Source organism: Frigoribacterium sp. AC759 (genome assembly GCF_979256015.1).
This window is the reverse complement of the sequence record NZ_CEEDMT010000019.1, coordinates 1-18,539: the sequence shown is the minus strand read 5'-3', so window position 1 is coordinate 18,539 and position 18,539 is coordinate 1. Positions and strand designations below refer to the sequence as shown.

Sequence of the window (18,539 nt, the reverse complement as noted above, 5' to 3'; positions counted from 1 at the left end):
TCGTCTCTGGAGGCCCCATCCCCGTGACCGCGCCGTCCCCGCTCCGTCTCGCGCGCCTCCTCGTCTGGTGGGTGCGGGACTACGCCTACGCCGCGCACTGGCAGCTGCGCGCGGTGCTCGCACCGCGGGGCGAGGCCGAGTACCTCGCGGGCGACGGGAGACCCGTGCTCGTCGTGCCCGGCGTCTGGGAGACCTGGGCGTTCCTCCGACCGCTGATCGCGCGGGTCCACGCCGAGGGGCACCCCGTGCACGTGCTGTCGGCGCTCCGCTGGAACGGCCGACCGGTCGAGGCGGCGGCACGGGACGTCGCGGCCCACCTCGAGCGGCACGACCTCCGCGACGTGGTCATCGTCGCCCACAGCAAGGGCGGTCTGATCGGCAAATACGTCATGGCCCGGCTCGACCCCGACCGCCGGGTCGACACGATGGTGGCGATCTGCGCGCCCTTCTCGGGGTCGAGGTACGCCCGATGGCTGCCGCTGTCGACCCTCCGTGCGTTCTCGCCCCGCGATGCCACGACGATGCTGCTCGGACGCGACGAGAGCGTGAACAGCCGCATCGTCTCGATCTACGGCGAGTTCGATCCGCACATCCCCGAGGGCAGCGAGCTGCCGGGGGCCGAGAACGTACGGCTGTCGGCGGGCGGGCACTTCCGGGTGCTGGCGCTGCCGCGGACGATAGCCACGGTGCTCGCCGTCGCAGCGGGGTCGCCCCGCCGAGGGTGAGACGGCCGCTTCGGCATGCTGAATTTGTTGCGCTAGCGCGTACACTCTAAGCATGTCTGTGTCAGCGGAGGGTCGTCTAGCCGGCCTCACTGCGGGCCAGTGGGGGATGCTCACTGCTGTCCAGGCGAACGGCGAGGGCATCGCTCGAAGCACGATCGCGCGACGCGAGAAGGCAGGCACGCTCGAACGGATGCGACCGGGCGTCTACCGGCTGCCCGGTGTGCCGACGGATCGTCTGGATGACATTCGGGCCGCGTGGCTGGCCAGTGATCCTGCAGCCATCGCCCGCGATCGACTCGTCGACCCCGATGTCGTCGTCGGTGGCGCCGCCGCAGCGTGGGTCCACGAGATCGGGGACCTCTACCCGGCCCCGTACCTGCTCTATACGGCGAAGCGCCGTCAGACCGCGCACGACGACGTGCGCTACAGCCGGCGCCACCTGTCTCGGGCCGACGTGATGATCCTCGACGGCCTTCCCGTCACCACCCGAGAGCGCACGATCGCAGATCTCCTGGACGAGGGCGACCTCTCCCTCGTCGCCGACGCTCTGGGCGACGCGGAACGCTCCGACGACGACCTCGACATCCCGGCTCTCGTCCGACACCTCGATGCCCACGCGAAGCGACTGGGTCACGCGAACGGCACCGACGTGTATGCCGAGCTGCGGACACTCGCCGGCGTCGACGCGGCACGCCTCAAGGACCTCGTCGTCAGGACCGACCTCACGGAACGCCTGAGCGCTGAGCTCGGCCAGCAGATGCAGCAAGCCCTCGCCCCGATCCTCTTCGAGCTGAACGCATCTGTCGAAGGAATGGGCCCCGACACGTTCGCGCCCCTGCGAGAGCAGCTCGACGAACAGGCCGAGCGGATGATGGCCCCTTTCCGCAAGCAGCTCGACGAACAGGTGCGGCGGCTGACAGCCCCCACCCGCGAAGCCCTGAGGGGATACCTGTCGCCGTATCCTCCCCGCGTGAAGCTCCCCAGCGCGGCGCTGCCTGAGATCGCCCTGCCGCCAGCCATCCAGGCAATGCTGCGCGACCTCGCGCAGCACAGCGCGCGAACTGCGGTGCAGACGGGAGGGCGACCGGAGGGCCGTGCGCGAAGCGGGGAGGTCGACCGCGAGACGATCGACGAGGAGGTCCGATGACTAAGAGTGACGGCTACGCGACGCCGGAAGCCACCTGGGCGGCTATCCGGTCAGCTGCGAAGAACGGCGCTGCAGCCGTCGGCGTCCAGTCGGCGACGCTTCAGCAGCTGCTCCTCTTCGACCGTCTGCTGTCTCGTGTGTTCGAGGGAGAGGGTCCGTTCGTCTTGAAAGGGGGAACGCGCATGCTCGCATTCATCCCCCGTGCCCGGGCGACGGTCGACATCGACCTCGAAACCGTCGCAGCCAGCGTCGACGATGCGGTCACGGCTCTGGACGGACTCCTCGAGCGCGACAACGGCGATCGCCTCCGCTTCGTCCGCGTCGGCAAGAACCAAGGTTCAGGCAGTGCAGACCAGCCGAATGTGACGATGATCAAACTCATCTATGAAGCCGTCGGCACCCGTCAGCGGGTCAAGCTCGACCTCGCGATCCACGACCGCGCTGGAGCCGCGACCGTCCGGGCGAATCCGAGTTTCCGTGTTCCCCTCGGTCGCGACGTCCCCGCGCCGGAGTACGTGATGATCGCCGTCGAGCAGCAGATCGCCGACAAGGTCGCCGCCATGATGGAGCGACACCATGGTGGCGACGGGCGCTCCTCGCGGGCGAAGGACCTCGTGGACCTCGCCCTCATCGCTCAGAACCTGCCCTGCGACGCGACGATGCTGCGCGAGGCGCTCGACGTTCAGACAGCCACTCGTCACCTGGATCCTTTCACTGCGATCGATGCGTCCAGCTCCATCCGAGGCACGTTCGCCACGGTCGCGAAGAAGGCCCCGGATCTCGAGCTCACTTGGCAGGAAGCCGAGGCGCTGGCGAACCGGATGGTCGCGCCGGTCCTCGACGGCTCCGTGACGTCTGGCCGATGGGACCCCGTTCGGAGCACGTGGGCGTAGCGCGTCAAGCGGAGATGAGGCGGGCGGGTTCGACGCGGTCCTCCTCTGCGAGCACGATCATGTCGCTGCTCAGCCCGAGACGGCCGCCAGGGTCACCGCGGTCGCAGCCGTGTTCAGGACGACGTGCATGCAGACCGGTGCCCAGAGGGTCCGGTGGAACTCGCGCAGGTAGGCGAGCGACAGGCCGAGGAGGAGCATGTACGGCAGCAGGATCGGCACGCCGTGGCAGGCGGCGAAGATCGCGGCGCTGATCGCCGACGCCGGCAGCGGGCCGAGGCGGCGCCGCATCCCGCCGTGGACGAGCCCGCGGAAGACGACCTCCTCCCACAGCGGGGTGAGGAGGGCCACCCCGACGAACGCCGCGACGATCTGGACCGTGCTCGTCCCGCCGAACAGCGTGTCGACGGCGTCGCCCTGGCCGGCCGGAGCTCCCGTCAGCGCGAAAGTCGCCCCCTGGACGACGAGCAGCAGCACGAAGATCGACGGGATCTGCCAGAGCAGATGAAGCATCCGGGCGGTGGGCCGTCGCAGACCGACGTCGCGCCATCCGCTCCCCGCACGGCGGAGACCGAGATGCAGCGTCAGCAGCATCACCACGGGGTGCGCGACGAGCGCCGCCGCCAGCACGGGGACGGCGGCCGCGCGCGCACCGGGGACGAACAGCAGCCCGAGCACGACGGCCCCGAAGAGGACGACCGTGGCGGCGAGGAGGATCGCGACGAGGGCGACTGTGGCGCGGGGGCGGAGCGACGGGAGCATGCCTCCGTCGACGCCCTGCGGACGGACGTCGCGCCGGTCGACGGCGGCAGGAGGTGCGGGTGGCGCCGTCGGGGCGTGCTCGTGACTCACGGGTCCTCTTCTCGTCGGCGTCCGGTCGGCGCGTCGGGGCCGCGACCCCAGTGTGGGCGACGGGTCGCCGCCGCGACTCGACCGGACGGATGAGATCCCGCCGCCCGCCGCTCGCCGCCCGCCGCCCGCCGCCCGCCGCTCGGCGGGAGGGGTCAGGCCCGGTGGCGCCAGCGCTGGGCGACGACACCGGCGACGAGGCCCGCAGCGGCCAGGAGGGCGAGCGGCGCGTCGAGCCCGACCGTCGCCGCGGCGCCGATCACAGCGGCGAAAAGCAGCCCGTCGAGTGCCCAGAGCACGCGGACGGCCGCCATCGGGTCGCCCATCGGCGACGAGATCGGGGTGAGGAGCACCGGTGGCAACGGGCCCTTCAGCGCCTGACCGACCCGGAGCAGCAGGGTCGTCACCCCGAGCGCCATCGCCGAGAGGATCGGGGCTCCGTTCGCCGCCGAGAGCGACACCACCACCGCGGCCGAGACGAGCACGAGCACGACGACCGCGAGGGGGAGCATCGACTGCGAGACGAGCAGCCTCCCGTCGCCGATGCCGTAGAGCGGCACGTCGGCCGCCACCGCTGCGGCGTGCCGGATGCCGTCGGTGAGCGGCCCCGTCGCGGCGAAGACGATCAGCCCGGCCGCAGCACCGAGCAGCCAGCCGGGGCCGGGTGACACCACCGCGTAGCCGAGCAGCAGTCCGCCGACCCCCAGGGCGATCAGCCCGACGACGAGTCGACCGGGCGTGCGGGCGGCACCGATCGCGTCGCGCACGAAGAACGCGACGCCGAGACCGTGCCCCGGTCGCACGGCCCGCACGCGACGGCCCACGTGGGGCGCCTTCTGGTAGACGGTCGCCGCCGCCCCGAACTCCGTGCCCAGGGCCGAGCTCGTCGCGGCCTGCCACCGCGCCGCCTGGACCGCCGTCTCCGCCGGGTGCAGCCGCGACAGCAGGGCCGGCACCATGGCGACGGCCACGAGGGCGAGTGCGACGAGCCCGGCCAGAGCCCCGGACGGAGGAGGGGCGGTGCCGAGCGGGTAGGCCAGGCCGACCCAGCCCCACGGGGTGCTCACCTGCAGGGCGGGCGACGACAGGCCGCCGCTCGCGAGGGCGACGATGCCGATCGCGACGGGCAGGGCGACCCGCGGGTGCGTCTGCCCGGCCAGCCAGGCCGCGGTCGCGACGACGCCGACCAGCGCCCCGACGATCGTGAAGACCACGGCCTGCTCGGCGCTCGCGAACCCCCGATGAGCCAGGGAGGCGCCGGTCAGGCCCGCCGCGCCGGTGCAGATCGCGACCACGAGCGCCCCGCATCTCAGCAGCGGGCCGCGGAAGACGACGCGATAGGGCAGGTCGCTGGTCGCCAGGGCATGGAGGAGGAACGGCGGCAGCAGCGCGGGCCCGCGCTCCCGCCCGAGCAGCAGGGCGGCCGCCCAGACGGCGGCGACGATCAGGCCCGCCGACGCGGGCGCGGTGGACGCCGTCAGGGCGGCGATGCCCTCCGTGCCGGTGAGGCCCTGCCACAGCGCGCGTGCAAGCGGGGCGACGACGACTCCGGCCACCGCGACGAGCAGGTAGCCGAGGTAGAGGCGGTCGCCGGTCGTCGTGGTCGAGCGTGCGCGCCAGATCGCGACGGCCGAGCGGGGGCGCGGGCTCATGCCGCCGGGTCCAGCTGAAGGAAGCGGTCGCCGATCGCCTCGGCCAGCGGTCGGCTGTGGGTGGCGACGACGAGCGTCGCACCGCCGTCGCGGCGGGCGCGGAGTGCTCGGCCCACGACCTCGAGGTGCTCGGGGTCGAGTCTCTGCTCCGGCTCGTCGACGATGAGGACGTCGAACGGCCGGGCGAGCACGAGGGCGAGGCCGAACAGCTGCGTCTGTCCCGACGACAGCTCGTGCGGGAACCTGCGCCCGAGCGTGCTCAGGCCGAGCTCGGCGAGCACCGACCCCGCGAGCGATCCGGCGGTCGACTCGTCGACCCAGGTGGCGGCGACGAGCAGCACGTGGTCGGCGACCGTGAGATCGGGTGCCATCGGCGGCAGTCCGATCATCGAGGCGACGCGTCGGCGGAAGCCGCGATCGCGCGGATCGACGGCGTCGCCGTCGATGCGCACGACTCCGCTCGTCGGTCGACGCGAGCCCGCCAGCACCCGCAGGAGCGTCGTCTTGCCCGCGCCGTTCCCGCCCCGGACGACCAGCGCCTCCCCGGGGCCGACGACGAGCGAGACGGGCGGGAGCAGCGTCGATCCGCCTGTGGCGACAGCCACTCCGTCGGCATCGATCATGCGTCGAGGGTAGCGGCCGGGCCCCGCCGCCCGCCGCTCGGCGGGACGGGTTAGGTCGTGCTGGCTTTCGGCGGAGCGATGGGGTGCCCTACCTTCTGACCATGGAGATGCTGAACTGCTTCAAGTGGTCGCACGAGGGTCACTCGTACATGGCCTGCGACTTCGGCGCCTTCGTCCAGATCCGCCACTGGATGTCCGACTCGGAGGTGCGTCGGTCGGTCGACATCGCCGAGGGTCGCGAGTGGTCGCACAAGGTGCAGTCGAAGGGCACCCGCTTCACCGTGCGGGCGGAGTCCGGATCCCCGTTCTCGGTGACCGCCCCCGTGCTCGTCGCCGATCAGCTGCTGCGTCTGCTCGAGCGCGTGGCGCCGACGACGACGCCCTGACCCGGGCCCGGTCGTCAGGCCCGCCCGCCGGCCTCGACGATGCGGGTGCCGGTCTCACGGAGGTCGGCGAGGGCCTCGCCGCCGCCCGTCACGTCGAGCACCAGACCGGAGACGCCGTCGAGCGGCAGCACCTGGTGCGGTGACGCGGCGCCGATCTTCTCGCCGCTGCCGAGCACCCAGGTCTCGGCGGCCCGCGAGGCGAGGACCCGCTTCATCGCCGCCTCCTCAGGGTCGCCGGTGGTGAGACCGGTGGATGCGCGGATGCCCGTCACACCGAGCAGGAACAGGTCGGCGTTCACCCGCGACGCGGACTCGACCGCGGCCGCGCCCATCGCGACCGCCGAGTGCTTGAAGAGCCGACCGCCGATCAGGATCACGTCGGCGTCGTGCTCGAGGAGCGCGGCCGCGATCGTCGGGCTGTGCGTGACGATCGTCAGCTCGAGGGTCGTCGGCAGGAGGCGGACCAGATCGAGGGTCGTGGTGCCCCCGTCGAGGATCACCGTCGCCCCGGGCTGCAGCAGATCGAGAGCCGCGGCCGCGACCAGGCGCTTGCTGTCGGTCGCGATGTCGGCCCGGGTCGCGTAGTCGGCGACGGCGGGCGAGGCCGAGACGGCGCCGCCGTAGACGCGGGTCAGCAGCCCCTCGGAGGCGAGCTCGCGGAGGTCGCGTCGGATGCTGTCCTCCGAGAGGCCGAACTCGACCGCGATGTCCTTCGCGACGATGCGCCCGTCGCGGCGCAACCGCTCGAGGAGCACGTCTCGTCGCTCTGCTGCCCACATGTTCTCACTCTTTCACGATTGTGCATGTTTGTTCGTGTTTGCCCTAGTGTACGGGCATGACCACTTCTCTCATGATCCTCATCGCCGGCCCGTACGCGTCGGGGACCGACGGCGACCCCGCTCTGATGCAGCAGAACCTCGAGCGTCTCGAGACGGCGGCCTGGCCGCTCTTCGAGGCGGGTCACCTGCCGGTGATCGGCGAATGGGTCGCCCTGCCCGTGCTCCGCAGCGCGGGGGCCTCCGGGCCGACCGATCCGCTGGCGGCGCAGGTCATGTACCCGACCGCCGAGAGACTGCTGCAGCGCTGCGATGCCGTGCTGCGCCTCCCCGGCTCGTCGCGCGGGGCGGATCAGGACGTCGCCATCGCTGAGGCCCGCGGCCTGCCCGTCTACCACGACCTGGCCGACGTGCCCGGGGTGAGGTGAGGCGGGGGCGCGTACCCCTACGTGCCGCCCGCCTCGCCGATCGACTCCCCGAAGAGTCGGCACCGGTTCTCACCCGAAGAGGACCGGTTCGGCTGACCCCTGTCTAGTTGCACGACAGTCGTTCCCCTACTCGGCCAGGCTCTTTAACAGGAACTGGTTGAAAAAGTATGCCTGGTCGCCTGTCTCGTCGCGTCGAGGGGGAGCGGGGGTGCTGTCGACTGTGCTTCGATGTCGTTCTGCGGATGTTCACCGAGACCAGACGGATGCTCGCGGACCGATTCGAAAGGTCCTGATGGGTTCCGATGCGTCACCTCTTTCTCTGACACAGCCTCCCGACGACGAGGCCCTCGATCCGCTGTCGGCATCGGGCCGGGTGCTCGCCGCGATCTACGAGATGCAGGACGCCGAGGCTCTGTACCGCGCCCGTCTCCGACGGAGGCTGGCCGTCAGCGCCAGCGAGCTCGCGACGGTGCAGTACCTCGCGCGCCTCGGCAGTCGCGGACTCGAGGCCCGGGTCATCGACGTCGCCGCGCATCTCGGCGTCACCACCGGCGCCGCCTCCATCATCGTCACCCGTCTCGCCGCCCGGGGGTACATCACCAAACGGCCCGACCCCCGCGACGGCCGGGGGCAGCACCTCGACCTCACCCGCGTCGTCCGCGACGCCGTCGCGAGCGCGGCAGGCACCGGATCCCTGATCGCGATGACCCGCGTGGCGGCTCTCTCGGACCGCGAATCGCGGCGGATGGTCGCCCTGCTCTCGGGCATCACCACGGGGTTCGTCTCGGGTGCGCCTCCTGAGGTCTGAGCCCGGAGTCCGAAGCCCCGGGCGGGTGGGGCGCCCTGGGGCGCTTCACCCGGCCCGCCTGGGCCGGCGCTGACGACGGAAGAGGGCCCCGGCTGATGCCGGGGCCCTCTTCATGCGACAGGGGTGATCAGTCGGCGTCGACGACGACGGTCGTGATGACCGGGGTGCGACGGTGACGGCGCAGGAACCAGCGGCTCAGCCCCTCGGCGATGGCGTTCTCGGCGCCGACTCCGTCGACATGACCGCGTGCGGTGGCCTCGGCCAGCGCCTTGGTCGCGACGTCTTCGGCCTGCGACATCCAGCCGGCCTCCTCCACGAAGCCGCGGGGCAGGAACTCGACCGGGTCGACGAGCTTCTGGGTGCCCTCGTCGAAGATGCCCAGCACGGTGATGTGGCCCTCTTCGGCGAGCGAGAGACGGTCTTTCAGCGCGTCCTCCGTCGCGACGCCGATGGTGGCGCCGTCGACGAAGACGTACGGGGCGGGGATGCGGCCGGCGATGCTGGCGCGGCCCCGGTCGAGGTCGACCACGACGCCGTCCTCGACGACGAGCACGCGGTCCTCCGGCACGCCGGTGGCGACGGCGAGGTCGGCGTTCGCCGTGAGGTGGCGCCACTCGCCGTGCACGGGCAGGACGTTCTTCGGCTTGACGATGTTGTAGCAGTAGGTGAGCTCGCCGGCGCTGGCGTGACCCGAGACGTGCACCTTCGCGTTGCCCTTGTGCACGACCGTGGCGCCCCAGCGGATCAGGCCGTTGATGACGCCGTAGATGGCGTTCTCGTTGCCGGGGATCAGCGAGCTGGCGAGCAGGATGGTGTCGCCCTCGCCGACCTTGATGATGTGCTCGCGGTTCGCCATGCGCGACAGTGCGGCCATCGGCTCGCCCTGCGAGCCGGTGCAGATGAGCACGATCTTGTTGTCGGCCATCTTGCTCAGCTGCTTGAGGTCGACGACGAGGCCCTTGGGGATGTTGAGGTAGCCGAGGTCGGACGCGATGCCCATGTTGCGCACCATCGAGCGACCGACGAAGGCGACCTTGCGGCCGTGCTTGTGAGCGGTGTCGAGCACCTGCTGGATGCGGTGGACGTGGCTCGCGAAGCTCGAGACGACGATGCGCTTGGGCGCCTCGCGGAAGACTCGGTCGATCGCCGCGCCGAGGTCCTTCTCGGCGGTGGTGAAGCCGGGCACCTCGGCGTTGGTGGAGTCCGTCATGAAGAGGTCGACGCCCTCGTCGCCCAGACGGGCGAAGTGGTTGAGGTCGGTGATCCGCTTGTCCATCGGGAACTGGTCCATCTTGAAGTCGCCCGTGTGCAGCACGATGCCGGCGCTCGTGCGGAGGGCGACGGCCAGACCGTCGGGGATGGAGTGGTTCACGGCCACGAACTCGAGGTCGAACGGGCCGGCCTGGTGGCGGTCGCCCGCGGCGACCTCGTGCGTGATCGGGGTGATCTTGTGCTCCTGCAGCTTCGCGGTGATGAACGCGAGGGTGAGCTTGGAGCCGATCAGCGGGATGTCGGGGCGCTCTTTGAGGAGGTAGGGCACGCCGCCGATGTGGTCTTCGTGACCGTGCGTCAGCACGATGGCCTCGACGTCTTTCAGACGGTCGCGCAGCGGGGTGAAGTCGGGCAGGATCACGTCGATGCCGGGCTGCGTCTCTTCGGGGAAGAGCACGCCGCAGTCGACGACGACCAGCTTGCCCTTGTTCTCGAAGAGGGTCATGTTGCGACCCACGTCGCCGAGGCCGCCGAGCGGCGTGACGCGCAGGGCGCCGCGCTTGAGCGGCTGGGGCTTCTTGAGGTCGAGGGAGTGCTTGGTGGTCTGCATAGAGGATCTTCTGTCTCTGAGGTGGGTTCTGCGGGCCGCACCTCTGGGCCAGGTGCGCGTGGTCGTACGGGTGGTGCTGATGATGCGGATGGTGGAGCGGAGATCGGGAATCAGGTGCCAGCGATCTCGGGTGGTGCGAGAAGTCAGGGCGCGAACGCGTCGCGGGCCGTCGAGGGCCGAGGCTCCTAGTTTCGCACGCCCCCGCTGTCCGCCGCACCGCCCTCTTCGGCGAGGCGGCGGGCGACCGCGGTGACGGCCGCCCGACCCGCGCGATTCGCGCCGATCGTCGACTGCGACGGGCCGTAGCCGATCAGGTGCACGCGGGGGTCGAGTCGGGCGGCCGTCCCGTCGAGCGGCACGCCGCCGAGCGGGCCGCGCAGCCCGAGACCGTCGAGGTGCCTCAGATCGGCGCGGAACCCCGTGGCCCAGACGACCGCGTCGACGCTCGTGCTCGAGCCGTCGGACTCGATGACGTGCCGTGCACCGAGCCCCGCGAACAACGGGCGACGGACGAGCACGCCCCGCCGGCGGGCCTCGACGGCGTACGAGGTCCAGCCGAGGCCGGTGTACGACACGATGCTGGCCGGCTCGCGCCCGGCCGCGGCGTCGGCCGCCACCCGGCGCTCGACGTCGACGCCGTCGAGGCTCTGCGTGAAGTCGTGGTCGAGGAACACCGGTTCGCGACGCGTGTACCAGAGCGTCGTGGCCACGCGGCTGATCTCGTCGACCAGCTGCACCGCCGAGATGCCGCCGCCGACCACGGCGACCCGGAGACCGGCGAACTCGTCGGCGGAGACGTAGTCGCGGGTGTGCAGCTGCCTGCCCGTGAAGACGTCGCGCCCCGGCAGGTCGGGGACGCGGGGTGCGTTCCAGGTGCCGGTGGCGTTGACGACGACCCGCGCCTCCCAGGCTCCCGCGGTGGTGTCGACCCGCAGGTCGCCGTCGGGGTCGTCGTCGACCGCGCGCACCCGGTCGACGTGCACGGGGCGCACGATCGGCAGCCCCTCGGCGGCCTCGTAGGCGGCGAAGTACCGGGGGACCGCGAGGCGGCTCGGCTCGCCGGGGTCCACCGGCGGCAGCGGCATGCCCGGCAGGTCGAAGATGCCGTTCACCGTGGCCATCCGCAGCGACTCCCAGCGGTGCTGCCACGCGCCTCCGGGGGCCCGGTCGGCGTCGAGGACGACGAAGGTGCGGTCGCCCGGGGCGTCGGTCGGGCGGGCGTCGAGCGCCGATGTGAAGCCGCGACGCCGCAGGTGGTGGGCGGCCGACAGCCCCGCCTGCCCACCGCCCACGACGACGACGGTCGCGTACCGTGCGCTCATCGCGCGGCGATGACGCTCTCGGCGACCTGCACGAGTCGCGGAGCCTGACCGGCGTCGACGGGCCCCTCGTAGATCACGCGCATCCACGAGTCGTCGACGAGGACGTCGAGGTAGCAGATGCTCGACATCCCGTCGCACTGGAGGAGTCCGTCTTCGGCACCCGTCACCGTCACCGTCGTGAACCCGTCGGATGCGCCCGGTCCGGCGACGGCGTACTCGCGGAACCGTTCGTAACCCCACCGTGCTCCGGCCGAGACGTTCACCTGGATGCTCGTGTAGATCGGCAGGCCGTCGTCGTCCTGAGTCGTGCCCTCCGACCGGCAGTCGTACTCGTCGGAGGCTGCGGCGACGAGCGCGTTGCGACCGTCCGGGCTGGCCTCGGACCATGATGCGTCCAGCGACGGGTCCGCGAAGATCGTCCCCAGGGGCGTGACCAGGTCGAGCGTCGAGCAATCTCCCGTCGCGACCCAGCGTCGCGAGGCGGCGTCGGCGGCCCACGGCGCCCTGGCCTCGAGGGGGCGCACGACGTCGGCGATCCGTCCGAGCTGGGCCACGACGAGATCGGTCGTGTCGCCGCCGAACTCCTGCGACTGCTCGTAGCCGGCCTCGATCCAGTAGTCGCCGACGACGACGGTGGCTGCACAGCGGAGAGCGTCACCGCAGGCCAGGGCCGAGTCGTCACCGAGTCCGAGGTCGGCGCCGGCGCCGCCCTCCCGCTTGGCGGCGAGGGCGTCGGCGGACGCCGGGTCGTCGAGGCTGATGTCGACCTCGAACACGGCGAAGTCCGCCTCGCTCGACGACGTCCACTGGCAGGTCTGGACTCCGTTCTGACGGAGCGACGCGTCACGGGGCGTGAAGACCAGACCCTCCTCCTGCGCGAGCTCCGGCGCGCGCAGCAGCGACGTCAGCGACGACTCGGTCGCGAGGGTCGCGCAGTCCATCGGCAGATACGGCTGCGGCGTGCCGCCGACCGGCTGGGTCGAAGGAGGCGCGCTCGGCTCGGGCGTCGGGGTCGCGGTGGGCGTCGGGGCCGGGGGAGCCGAGACGGAAGCCGACGGCTCGGGCTGCGCGAGACCCTCGAAGGGCGAGGGCACGAAGCCCATCGCGACGGCGCCGCCGGCACTGCCCAGTCCGATGAGGGCGACGAGTCCGAACGCGATGCCGAAGCGCCGACCGGGTCGACGACGGGTCGTGTCGGCGGCCCGCTCGAGGACGTCCTTCTTCATCGAGACGAGCATGCGGGTGAGGTCGTCACCGGTGGGGGGCTCAGTGTTCATCGTGCGTCACCGCCTTTCGCAGTCGCGAGCGTGTTCGGGAGACCCGTTTGGTGACCGCCCCGACGGTCATGCCCAGACGGTCGGCGGCCTCGCGGTACGAGAGGCCCTCGATCAGGCAGAGCTCGCAGATGGCGCGGTCGTCGGGCGAGAGGGCGTCGATGGCCTCGCGGACGAAGCGCAGCATCTCGCGCGCCTCGGCCCCATCGGGCGCGACGAGGTCGTCGGGCAGCGCATCCGCCGCCGCGAGGGCGAGCTTGCGGCGCTGATTCGCAGCGTGGTTGCGGCAGACCACCAGCAGCCACGGCAGCAGCGAGTCGGTCGGCAGGGTCAGCCCGTTGCTCTTCTTCCAGAGCGTGACGAAGGTGTCCTGCACGATCTCCTCCACGTTCATGCGACTCGGCGCCAGAGCCCACGCGTACCGCGTGACCGTCGTGGCGTACCGGTCGAACAGCGCGGACAGCGCCTGTCTGCTGCCGGTCGCGGCGCGCTTGATCAGGTCAGCGTCGCTCATCGTGTGCGGATCCACATCCACCCCCTCACTAGAGGAGTGTCGCGTAAACGCCGATCCTGACCGAATCGGTCGGAATCCCTCTTCCGAGCCCGCTTGGCCGCGAAACGAGTGCTCGGCGGCGTCTGTCTGGAAGCTCGCTGAGGGGGCGTGACCCCTGCCCCGATGGATGCGTCTGAATGATGTGTCCGCTTCACGGACTCGATGCCCGGGCCGCTCGCCCCGCATCGTCAGGAACGAAACAAGGAGAGATCATGAGCAACGTCACCCCCGCCACGACCGGGACCGCCGCCGCCAAGCACACCGCCTCCGACGCGGCCGGCAAGAACACCATCGTCGACGGCGTCGTGTCGAAGGTCGCGGGGATCGCTGCTCGCGAGGTGCCCGGGGTCCACGACCTGGGCAACGGCGCGGCCCGTGCCATCGGCGCCATCCGCAACGTCGTCAACCAGCAGGACCGCGGCCAGGGCGTCTCCGTCGAGGTCGGCGAGAAGCAGGTCGCCGCCGACATCGTCATCGTCGCCGAGTACCCCGTCGAGCTGCAGAAGGTCGCCGACGACGTCCGCAAGGCCGTCACCGACGCCATCACGCAGGTCGTCGGCATGGAGGTCGCCGAGGTCAACGTCACCGTCTCCGACGTGCACATCCCCTCGGACGACAACGACGACTCCGACGAGAGCCGCGTCCAGTAGTCGCTCGCGACACCCTCCGGCCGCACGGCCGGTGACCCTCCGGACGGCCCCCGCCCACCCTCGGCGGGGGCCGTCCGTCTGCCCTCAGACCCTCGAACCAGGAGCCACCATGACCGACGACAGCACCCCCGAGACCTCCTTCGCCGACCGCCTCCGCGGCCAGATCGGCAGCAAGGCCATCGACCCCGTCATCCGGGCGGTCCGCACCGAGATCGGCGCGGCCCGCGACGAGATCGCCGGGCGGGCGCGCGACGCTCGCGCCGGCATCGTCCTCGTCGTCGTGGGGGTCGTCCTCGCGCTGGGCACCGTCGCGCTCGCCGCGACCGCCGGCGTCACGGCCCTCGCGCTCGTGCTGCCGCTCTGGTCGGCGACGCTCGTCGTGTTCGCCGTCTTCGCCGTCGCGGCCGCCCTGGTGCTCGCCGGCGGCCTGCGCGCCCTGAAGCGCGGCGTGCCCCCGGTGCCGGCCGACACCGTCAAGAACCTGACCCGGCGGCACTGAGCCGACCCGCGCCTCCTCGGTGCCCGGCCCGGCCCACGCCTGTCCGTGATTCACGACACGCCGCGTCCCCCGAGGAGGCGCGGCGTGTCATGACTCCTCGACCCGGGCTCTCGAGGCGAGGCGAGGCGGGGCGAGGCGAGGCGGGGCCGGTCCGGGCTCAGCCCATGTGGACGACGGGGCCCGAGGGCAGCAGGTCCTCCTTCGAGCCGCGGATCATGAAGAAGCTGATCGGCGCGGCCACGAGGGCGGCGACCGCGGCCCCGACGAAGGCGGCCTGGTAGCCGTCGACGAGCCCGCCGAGCCCCTGCAGGTCGCTGCCGGCCACGGCCGAGGCGTACAGGTTCGTGTAGACCGCGAGTCCGATCGACCCGCCGATCTGGATCATGGCGTTCGACGTGGCGCTGGCGGCGCCCGCCTCGTGCGGCGCGACGCCGGCGAGGGCCAGGTTCTGCATCGGCACGAAGATGCCGGCGAGGCCGACGCCCATCACGATCAGCGCGGGCAGCACATGCGTCGCGTAGGCGCCGTCGACGGTGATGAACGACAGCCAGAACAGGCCGGCCGCGGCCACGATCGGGCCGACGATCATGAGGATGCGCGGGCCGACGACCGGCAGCAGCTTGGTCAGGATCGGGGCCATCACCATGATGACGAGGGTCATCGGCAGGGTCGCGAGACCGGCCTCGAGCGGGCCGAAGCCGAGCACGATCTGCAGGTGGAAGGTCAGGTAGAGCAGCGCGCCGATCATGACGCTGCCGACGATCAGCTGCACCAGGAACGCCCCGCCGCGCACCCGGTTCGTGAGCACGCCGAGCGGCAGGAGGGGGTGGTCGCTGCGCTTCTGGATCAGCACGAACAGGGCGAGCAGCCCGGCGCCGAGCGCGATGAAGCCGATCACCACGGCCGAGTCCCAGCCGTCTTCGGCCTGCGTGAAGCCGTAGACGAGCGAGGCGAGCCCCAGCGCGACGACGATCGTGCCGGCGACGTCGAGGCGGTTGTCGCCCTCGGCCTTGCTCTCGCGCACGACGAGCGCCGCGGCGACGATGGCCACGATCACGATGGGCACGTTGACGAGCAGGCACCAGCGCCAGCTGACGAACTCGGTGAGCACCCCGCCGAGCACGAGGCCGACGGCGGCGCCGGCACCCGAGATCGCGCCGAAGACGGCGAACGCGGTGTTGCGCTCGCGACCGCGGTCGAAGGTGGTGGTGAGCACCGCGAGGGCGGCGGGGGCGAGCAGCGCGGCGAAGACGCCCTGCAGGGCGCGCGCCGTGACGAGCAGCTCGCCGGTCGAGACGAGGCCGCCGAAGGCGGAGGCCGCACCGAAGCCGATCATGCCGACGATGAAGGTGCGCTTGCGACCCCAGAAGTCGGCGATGCGCCCGCCGAGCAGCAGCAGGGCGCCGAAGGCGAGAGCGTAGGCCGTGACGACCCACTGGCGGTTCTCGTCGCTCAGGCCGAGCTCGGCCTGGGCCTGGGGCAGGGCGATGTTGACGATCGTGCCGTCGAGCACGACGACGAGCTGCGCGAGCCCGACGATGACGAGCACCCACCAGCGGCGGGGCGAAGGAGGCGCGGTGCGGGTCGCACCGGTGGCGGGCGTTGCTTCTGAGGTGGTCACTGTTCTCCTGGATCGGGGTGCCGCACGACGAGCGGCCGTCGTGGACGGATCGATACTACCTACTGGTTGGTTGGCTCGTAAGCGGCTACGGTCATCTCATGGCCTACGACGCTGACGAGACCCGCCGCCGCATCCTCGCGGCGTCGACGGCGGAGTTCGCAGAGCACGGCCTCGCCGGCGCCCGCGTCGACCGCATCGCCGCCGCCGCCGGCTGCAGCAAGGAGCGTCTCTACGCGCACTTCGGCGACAAGGAGGCCCTGTTCACCGCGGTGCTGAACCACTCGTTCGCCGAGCTCGGCGTCGCCGCCGCCCCGCACTTCGCCACCGCGCCCGACTTCGCGGTCGCCATCTACGACCATCTCGTCGAGCATCCCGAGAATCACCGTCTGCTCGGCTGGGCGCGTCTCGAGCAGCGGCACGACTGGGCGTCGTCGTTCGCCGTCCTCGACGAGGTGAGGCGCACCTCCGTCGGGCATCTCGATCGTCTCATCGGCGACGATGTGGCGTGGTCGGTCGACGACGTCTTCGCTCTGGTGCTCTCGATCGCGACGGCGTGGCTGCAGCTGCCGGGGCTGCCGCACGCCGCCGCCGGAGGGCCCGATCGCGCCGTGCAGCGCGAGATCGTGCGCGAGGCCGTCGCGCGCCTCCTCGGCTCGGCCTAGACCCGCCCCACAGCTCGGGCGTCGGCCGCAGAGCGACCGACGCCCGGAGCGGGCCTCGCAGCCGGCTACTTGGCGGTGGGTCCGTAGAAGCCCTCGATCTCGTCGAGCTCCATCTCGGCGGTCTGCTGGATGAGCGCCAGCAGATCCTCGTCGAGTCCCGGCGCGAACTCCTCGAGGCGCTCGGGCGCGATGGCCGAGGGGGCGCCCTGGGGTGCCTGCTCGTTCGAGACGAGCTCGGTGCCGTCGTTCGACGGCGACGAGCCCTGGAAGATCTTGCCGGCCTCCGACTTGCCGTCGAGATCGAACGTGTACTGCTTGCTCTGCAGCCCGAGGTCGAGCAGCTCCTTCACCTCGGGGAACTTCTCGGCGTTCGTCTTGGGGATCGGCAGCAGCTTGCCCCAGTCGACGCCGAGGGTCTCGAGCGCCTTGGCGTAGGCGTTCTCGTGAGCCTGGTCGCGGACGATGAGGTATGCGACCGTCTTGCGGGCGACCGGGTTGTCGGTCATCTCGTAGATGCGGCTCTTCTGCAGACGCCCCGTCGACTCGAGCATGAGGTTGTACAGCAGGTCGAGGGGCAGGTTGCCGCTGTTGTAGACGTAGCTGCCGCTCCACGGGTTGCCGACCGAGTCGACCGGCAGAGCGCCCTGCGCGCCGACCAGGTAGTGGTGGATGTTGCCCGTGTCGAGCGCGATGCTCAGCGAGGTGGCGCCGCCCGCGCCGGGGGTGTCGAGCGGGTCGGTGAGCTTGCCGGTGTAGTCGGGGCTGCCGTCGAGCAGGCGCGAGATCGTCGTGCCGATCAGCTCGACGTGGCTGATCTCCTCCGTGCCGATGCCCTGGATGAGGTCGCGGTAGGGCTTCGCCGCCGCGCCCCGGAAGTTCATCGCCTGGAAGAGGTACTGCATCATGGTGCGCATCTCGCCGAACTGGCCGCCGAGGCCCTCCTGCAGCGCGTTCGCCGCGGCGGGGTCGGGCTCGCCGTCGGCGATGTCGTTGATCCAGGTCTGTGCGTGGAAGTACATGTCGCCTCCTGATCGTGGCGGCACGTGCCGCCTCGGTCACCCTGAGCCTCCTTCGGGGGGTCTCGCGGCGTCGTGCACCAGCTTCTCAGCGGAGGCGTACCCCGTTCGGCGACGCCCTAGGCTCGCTGCGTGCTGCAGACCGTCGCGACCCGGGTGAGGTCGGCTCCGCCCCTGCTCGTCGTGCTCGGCCTCTACGCCCTGTCCCGGCTGGTGTCGAGCGCCTGGCTGGGCGGGCTCTTCGCGCTCGCGACGACCCGCGGGTGGGAGTTCGCCAGCCATCGCAGCGACCCGGGCTTCGCCTCGTTCTCGGGATCGTGGGACGCCAGCTTCTACCGCACCATCGCGCAGCAGGGGTATCCGACCGAGCTGCCGGTCGACGGGCGGGGTCGCGTCGAGCCGAACCCGTGGGCTTTCCTGCCGGTGTTCCCGATGCTGGTGCGGGGCATCGCCGCCGTGCTGGGCGTCGACCTCGCGGGCAACTCGTTCTTCGCCATCGGGCTGGTCGTCGCCACCATCGGCGGCGGCGGTGCCGCCGTCCTCCTGCACCGCATCGTCGCCGAGACCGTCGGCGCCCCGAACGCCCTCTGGGCCGTCGCCCTGTTCTGCTTCGGACCGACCTCGTTCGTGCTGCAGGTCGCCTACGCCGAGAGCCTCATGCTGCTGCTCGTCTTCGCGGCGCTGCTGATGATGATCCGTCGGCGGTACCTGCTGATGATGCCGTTCGCCGTCGTCGCGGCGTTCACCCGGCCCGGCGTGCTGGCGCTGGCGCTGGGGCTGGCCGTGACGGGGGTGGTGCGCTTCGCGCGGGGTGCGCGGGGTGCGCGGGGTGTGGG

At 71.5% G+C, this 18,539-nt stretch carries 20 protein-coding genes and 1 pseudogene; 10 read left to right on the top strand and 11 right to left on the bottom strand.

Annotated elements, in window-relative coordinates:
* The first annotated feature begins 23 nt into the window (after positions 1-23).
* From ACZ6JE_RS12010 to ACZ6JE_RS12000, 3 genes are read left to right on the top strand one after another with little or no spacing between them, the layout of a single operon-like run.
* Positions 24-725 (top strand): esterase/lipase family protein, encoded by a 702-nt coding sequence (locus ACZ6JE_RS12010; RefSeq protein WP_320479522.1) that lies wholly within the window; start codon positions 24-26, stop codon positions 723-725.
* 52 nt (positions 726-777) lie between these two features.
* A complete protein-coding gene (locus ACZ6JE_RS12005) occupies positions 778-1,872 on the top strand; it encodes a type IV toxin-antitoxin system AbiEi family antitoxin domain-containing protein (RefSeq protein ID WP_320479521.1) in 1,095 nt (364 codons plus the stop codon).
* Complete coding sequence (locus ACZ6JE_RS12000; RefSeq protein WP_464319066.1) at positions 1,869-2,765, top strand: nucleotidyl transferase AbiEii/AbiGii toxin family protein; 897 nt, start codon at positions 1,869-1,871, stop codon at positions 2,763-2,765. The genes ACZ6JE_RS12005 and ACZ6JE_RS12000 overlap by 4 nt, the downstream gene beginning before the upstream one ends.
* A 69-nt stretch (positions 2,766-2,834) precedes the next feature.
* Here the strand turns inward: ACZ6JE_RS12000 and ACZ6JE_RS11995 are convergent, their stop codons facing one another.
* The 4 genes and pseudogenes from ACZ6JE_RS11995 to ACZ6JE_RS11980 all read right to left on the bottom strand — a co-directional run.
* Positions 2,835-3,614, bottom strand: coding sequence for a CPBP family glutamic-type intramembrane protease (locus ACZ6JE_RS11995; protein WP_464319065.1), 780 nt, complete (start codon positions 3,612-3,614; stop codon positions 2,835-2,837).
* A gap of 152 nt (positions 3,615-3,766) precedes the next feature.
* Positions 3,767-5,263 carry a hypothetical protein gene (locus ACZ6JE_RS11990; protein ID WP_464319064.1) on the bottom strand — a complete coding sequence of 499 codons (1,497 nt, stop codon included), beginning with the start codon at positions 5,261-5,263 and terminating at the stop codon, positions 3,767-3,769.
* Positions 5,260-5,454: an ATP-binding cassette domain-containing protein gene (locus ACZ6JE_RS11985; RefSeq protein ID WP_464319087.1), complete on the bottom strand. Its 195-nt coding sequence runs from the start codon at positions 5,452-5,454 to the stop codon at positions 5,260-5,262. The genes ACZ6JE_RS11990 and ACZ6JE_RS11985 overlap by 4 nt, the downstream gene beginning before the upstream one ends.
* Positions 5,455-5,472: 18 nt before the next feature.
* A pseudogene (locus ACZ6JE_RS11980) lies at positions 5,473-5,826 on the bottom strand (ABC transporter ATP-binding protein); the annotation flags it as partial.
* A 143-nt stretch (positions 5,827-5,969) separates the two neighbouring features.
* On the opposite strand from ACZ6JE_RS11980, the gene ACZ6JE_RS11975 reads away from it, so the two are divergent.
* Complete coding sequence (locus tag ACZ6JE_RS11975; protein ID WP_192060744.1) at positions 5,970-6,272, top strand: hypothetical protein; 303 nt, start codon at positions 5,970-5,972, stop codon at positions 6,270-6,272.
* Positions 6,273-6,286: 14 nt separating this feature from the next.
* Here the strand turns inward: ACZ6JE_RS11975 and ACZ6JE_RS11970 are convergent, their stop codons facing one another.
* Positions 6,287-7,051 carry a DeoR/GlpR family DNA-binding transcription regulator gene (locus ACZ6JE_RS11970; protein ID WP_192060743.1) on the bottom strand — a complete coding sequence of 255 codons (765 nt, stop codon included), beginning with the start codon at positions 7,049-7,051 and terminating at the stop codon, positions 6,287-6,289.
* Positions 7,052-7,107: 56 nt separating this feature from the next.
* On the opposite strand from ACZ6JE_RS11970, the gene ACZ6JE_RS11965 reads away from it, so the two are divergent.
* The gene (locus ACZ6JE_RS11965) at positions 7,108-7,476 is read left to right on the top strand and encodes a DUF4406 domain-containing protein (protein ID WP_243215237.1); all 369 of its coding nucleotides are present in this window, start codon (positions 7,108-7,110) and stop codon (positions 7,474-7,476) included.
* Between the two features lie 292 nt (positions 7,477-7,768).
* Positions 7,769-8,284, top strand: a complete 516-nt coding sequence (locus ACZ6JE_RS11960; RefSeq protein ID WP_192060742.1) for a MarR family winged helix-turn-helix transcriptional regulator — start codon at positions 7,769-7,771, stop codon at positions 8,282-8,284.
* A gap of 127 nt (positions 8,285-8,411) precedes the next feature.
* On the opposite strand, the gene ACZ6JE_RS11955 is transcribed toward ACZ6JE_RS11960, so the two are convergent.
* The 4 genes from ACZ6JE_RS11955 to ACZ6JE_RS11940 all read right to left on the bottom strand — a co-directional run bounded on the left by ACZ6JE_RS11955 (position 8,412) and on the right by ACZ6JE_RS11940 (position 13,216).
* Positions 8,412-10,106: a ribonuclease J gene (locus tag ACZ6JE_RS11955; protein ID WP_464319063.1), complete on the bottom strand. Its 1,695-nt coding sequence runs from the start codon at positions 10,104-10,106 to the stop codon at positions 8,412-8,414.
* Positions 10,107-10,291: 185 nt separating this feature from the next.
* Positions 10,292-11,428 (bottom strand): NAD(P)-binding domain-containing protein, encoded by a 1,137-nt coding sequence (locus ACZ6JE_RS11950; RefSeq protein WP_464319062.1) that lies wholly within the window; start codon positions 11,426-11,428, stop codon positions 10,292-10,294.
* Positions 11,425-12,705 (bottom strand): hypothetical protein, encoded by a 1,281-nt coding sequence (locus ACZ6JE_RS11945; protein ID WP_243215235.1) that lies wholly within the window; start codon positions 12,703-12,705, stop codon positions 11,425-11,427. The genes ACZ6JE_RS11950 and ACZ6JE_RS11945 overlap by 4 nt, the downstream gene beginning before the upstream one ends.
* Complete coding sequence (locus tag ACZ6JE_RS11940; RefSeq protein ID WP_464319061.1) at positions 12,695-13,216, bottom strand: RNA polymerase sigma factor; 522 nt, start codon at positions 13,214-13,216, stop codon at positions 12,695-12,697. The genes ACZ6JE_RS11945 and ACZ6JE_RS11940 overlap by 11 nt, the downstream gene beginning before the upstream one ends.
* Before the next feature lie 251 nt (positions 13,217-13,467).
* Here ACZ6JE_RS11940 and ACZ6JE_RS11935 point away from each other — a divergent pair, with 251 nt between their 5' ends.
* Together ACZ6JE_RS11935 and ACZ6JE_RS11930 are read left to right on the top strand one after the other, a co-directional pair.
* Complete coding sequence (locus ACZ6JE_RS11935) at positions 13,468-13,905, top strand: Asp23/Gls24 family envelope stress response protein (protein ID WP_320477932.1); 438 nt, start codon at positions 13,468-13,470, stop codon at positions 13,903-13,905.
* Positions 13,906-14,014: 109 nt separating this feature from the next.
* Positions 14,015-14,404, top strand: a complete 390-nt coding sequence (locus ACZ6JE_RS11930) for a phage holin family protein (protein WP_464319060.1) — start codon at positions 14,015-14,017, stop codon at positions 14,402-14,404.
* 157 nt (positions 14,405-14,561) lie between these two features.
* Here ACZ6JE_RS11930 and ACZ6JE_RS11925 read toward each other — a convergent pair whose 3' ends face one another.
* Positions 14,562-16,025, bottom strand: coding sequence for an MFS transporter (locus ACZ6JE_RS11925; protein WP_243215233.1), 1,464 nt, complete (start codon positions 16,023-16,025; stop codon positions 14,562-14,564).
* Positions 16,026-16,123: 98 nt separating this feature from the next.
* Between ACZ6JE_RS11925 and ACZ6JE_RS11920 the strand changes: the two genes are divergently transcribed.
* Positions 16,124-16,687, top strand: a complete 564-nt coding sequence (locus ACZ6JE_RS11920; RefSeq protein WP_192060735.1) for a TetR family transcriptional regulator — start codon at positions 16,124-16,126, stop codon at positions 16,685-16,687.
* A 65-nt stretch (positions 16,688-16,752) separates the two neighbouring features.
* Here the strand turns inward: ACZ6JE_RS11920 and ACZ6JE_RS11915 are convergent, their stop codons facing one another.
* A complete protein-coding gene (locus ACZ6JE_RS11915) occupies positions 16,753-17,706 on the bottom strand; it encodes a manganese catalase family protein (RefSeq protein ID WP_464319059.1) in 954 nt (317 codons plus the stop codon).
* 129 nt (positions 17,707-17,835) lie between these two features.
* Between ACZ6JE_RS11915 and ACZ6JE_RS11910 the strand changes: the two genes are divergently transcribed.
* On the top strand, positions 17,836-18,539 hold a 704-nt coding region (locus ACZ6JE_RS11910; protein ID WP_464319058.1), incomplete at its 3' end, for a mannosyltransferase family protein.

What these genes read in the sequence shown, in the direction of transcription:
- ACZ6JE_RS12005 (WP_320479521.1), top strand. Translation starts at nt 778, where the DNA reads ATGTCTGTGTCAGCGGAGGGTCGTCTAGCCGGCCTCACTGCGGGCCAG.
- ACZ6JE_RS12000 (WP_464319066.1), top strand. Translation starts at nt 1,869, where the DNA reads ATGACTAAGAGTGACGGCTACGCGACGCCGGAAGCCACCTGGGCGGCT.
- ACZ6JE_RS11990 (WP_464319064.1), bottom strand. Translation starts at nt 5,263, where the DNA reads ATGAGCCCGCGCCCCCGCTCGGCCGTCGCGATCTGGCGCGCACGCTCG.
- ACZ6JE_RS11970 (WP_192060743.1), bottom strand. Translation starts at nt 7,051, where the DNA reads ATGTGGGCAGCAGAGCGACGAGACGTGCTCCTCGAGCGGTTGCGCCGC.
- ACZ6JE_RS11965 (WP_243215237.1), top strand. Translation starts at nt 7,108, where the DNA reads ATGACCACTTCTCTCATGATCCTCATCGCCGGCCCGTACGCGTCGGGG.
- ACZ6JE_RS11960 (WP_192060742.1), top strand. Translation starts at nt 7,769, where the DNA reads ATGGGTTCCGATGCGTCACCTCTTTCTCTGACACAGCCTCCCGACGAC.
- ACZ6JE_RS11955 (WP_464319063.1), bottom strand. Translation starts at nt 10,106, where the DNA reads ATGCAGACCACCAAGCACTCCCTCGACCTCAAGAAGCCCCAGCCGCTC.
- ACZ6JE_RS11950 (WP_464319062.1), bottom strand. Translation starts at nt 11,428, where the DNA reads ATGAGCGCACGGTACGCGACCGTCGTCGTCGTGGGCGGTGGGCAGGCG.
- ACZ6JE_RS11945 (WP_243215235.1), bottom strand. Translation starts at nt 12,705, where the DNA reads ATGAACACTGAGCCCCCCACCGGTGACGACCTCACCCGCATGCTCGTC.
- ACZ6JE_RS11940 (WP_464319061.1), bottom strand. Translation starts at nt 13,216, where the DNA reads ATGAGCGACGCTGACCTGATCAAGCGCGCCGCGACCGGCAGCAGACAG.
- ACZ6JE_RS11935 (WP_320477932.1), top strand. Translation starts at nt 13,468, where the DNA reads ATGAGCAACGTCACCCCCGCCACGACCGGGACCGCCGCCGCCAAGCAC.
- ACZ6JE_RS11930 (WP_464319060.1), top strand. Translation starts at nt 14,015, where the DNA reads ATGACCGACGACAGCACCCCCGAGACCTCCTTCGCCGACCGCCTCCGC.
- ACZ6JE_RS11920 (WP_192060735.1), top strand. Translation starts at nt 16,124, where the DNA reads ATGGCCTACGACGCTGACGAGACCCGCCGCCGCATCCTCGCGGCGTCG.
- ACZ6JE_RS11915 (WP_464319059.1), bottom strand. Translation starts at nt 17,706, where the DNA reads ATGTACTTCCACGCACAGACCTGGATCAACGACATCGCCGACGGCGAG.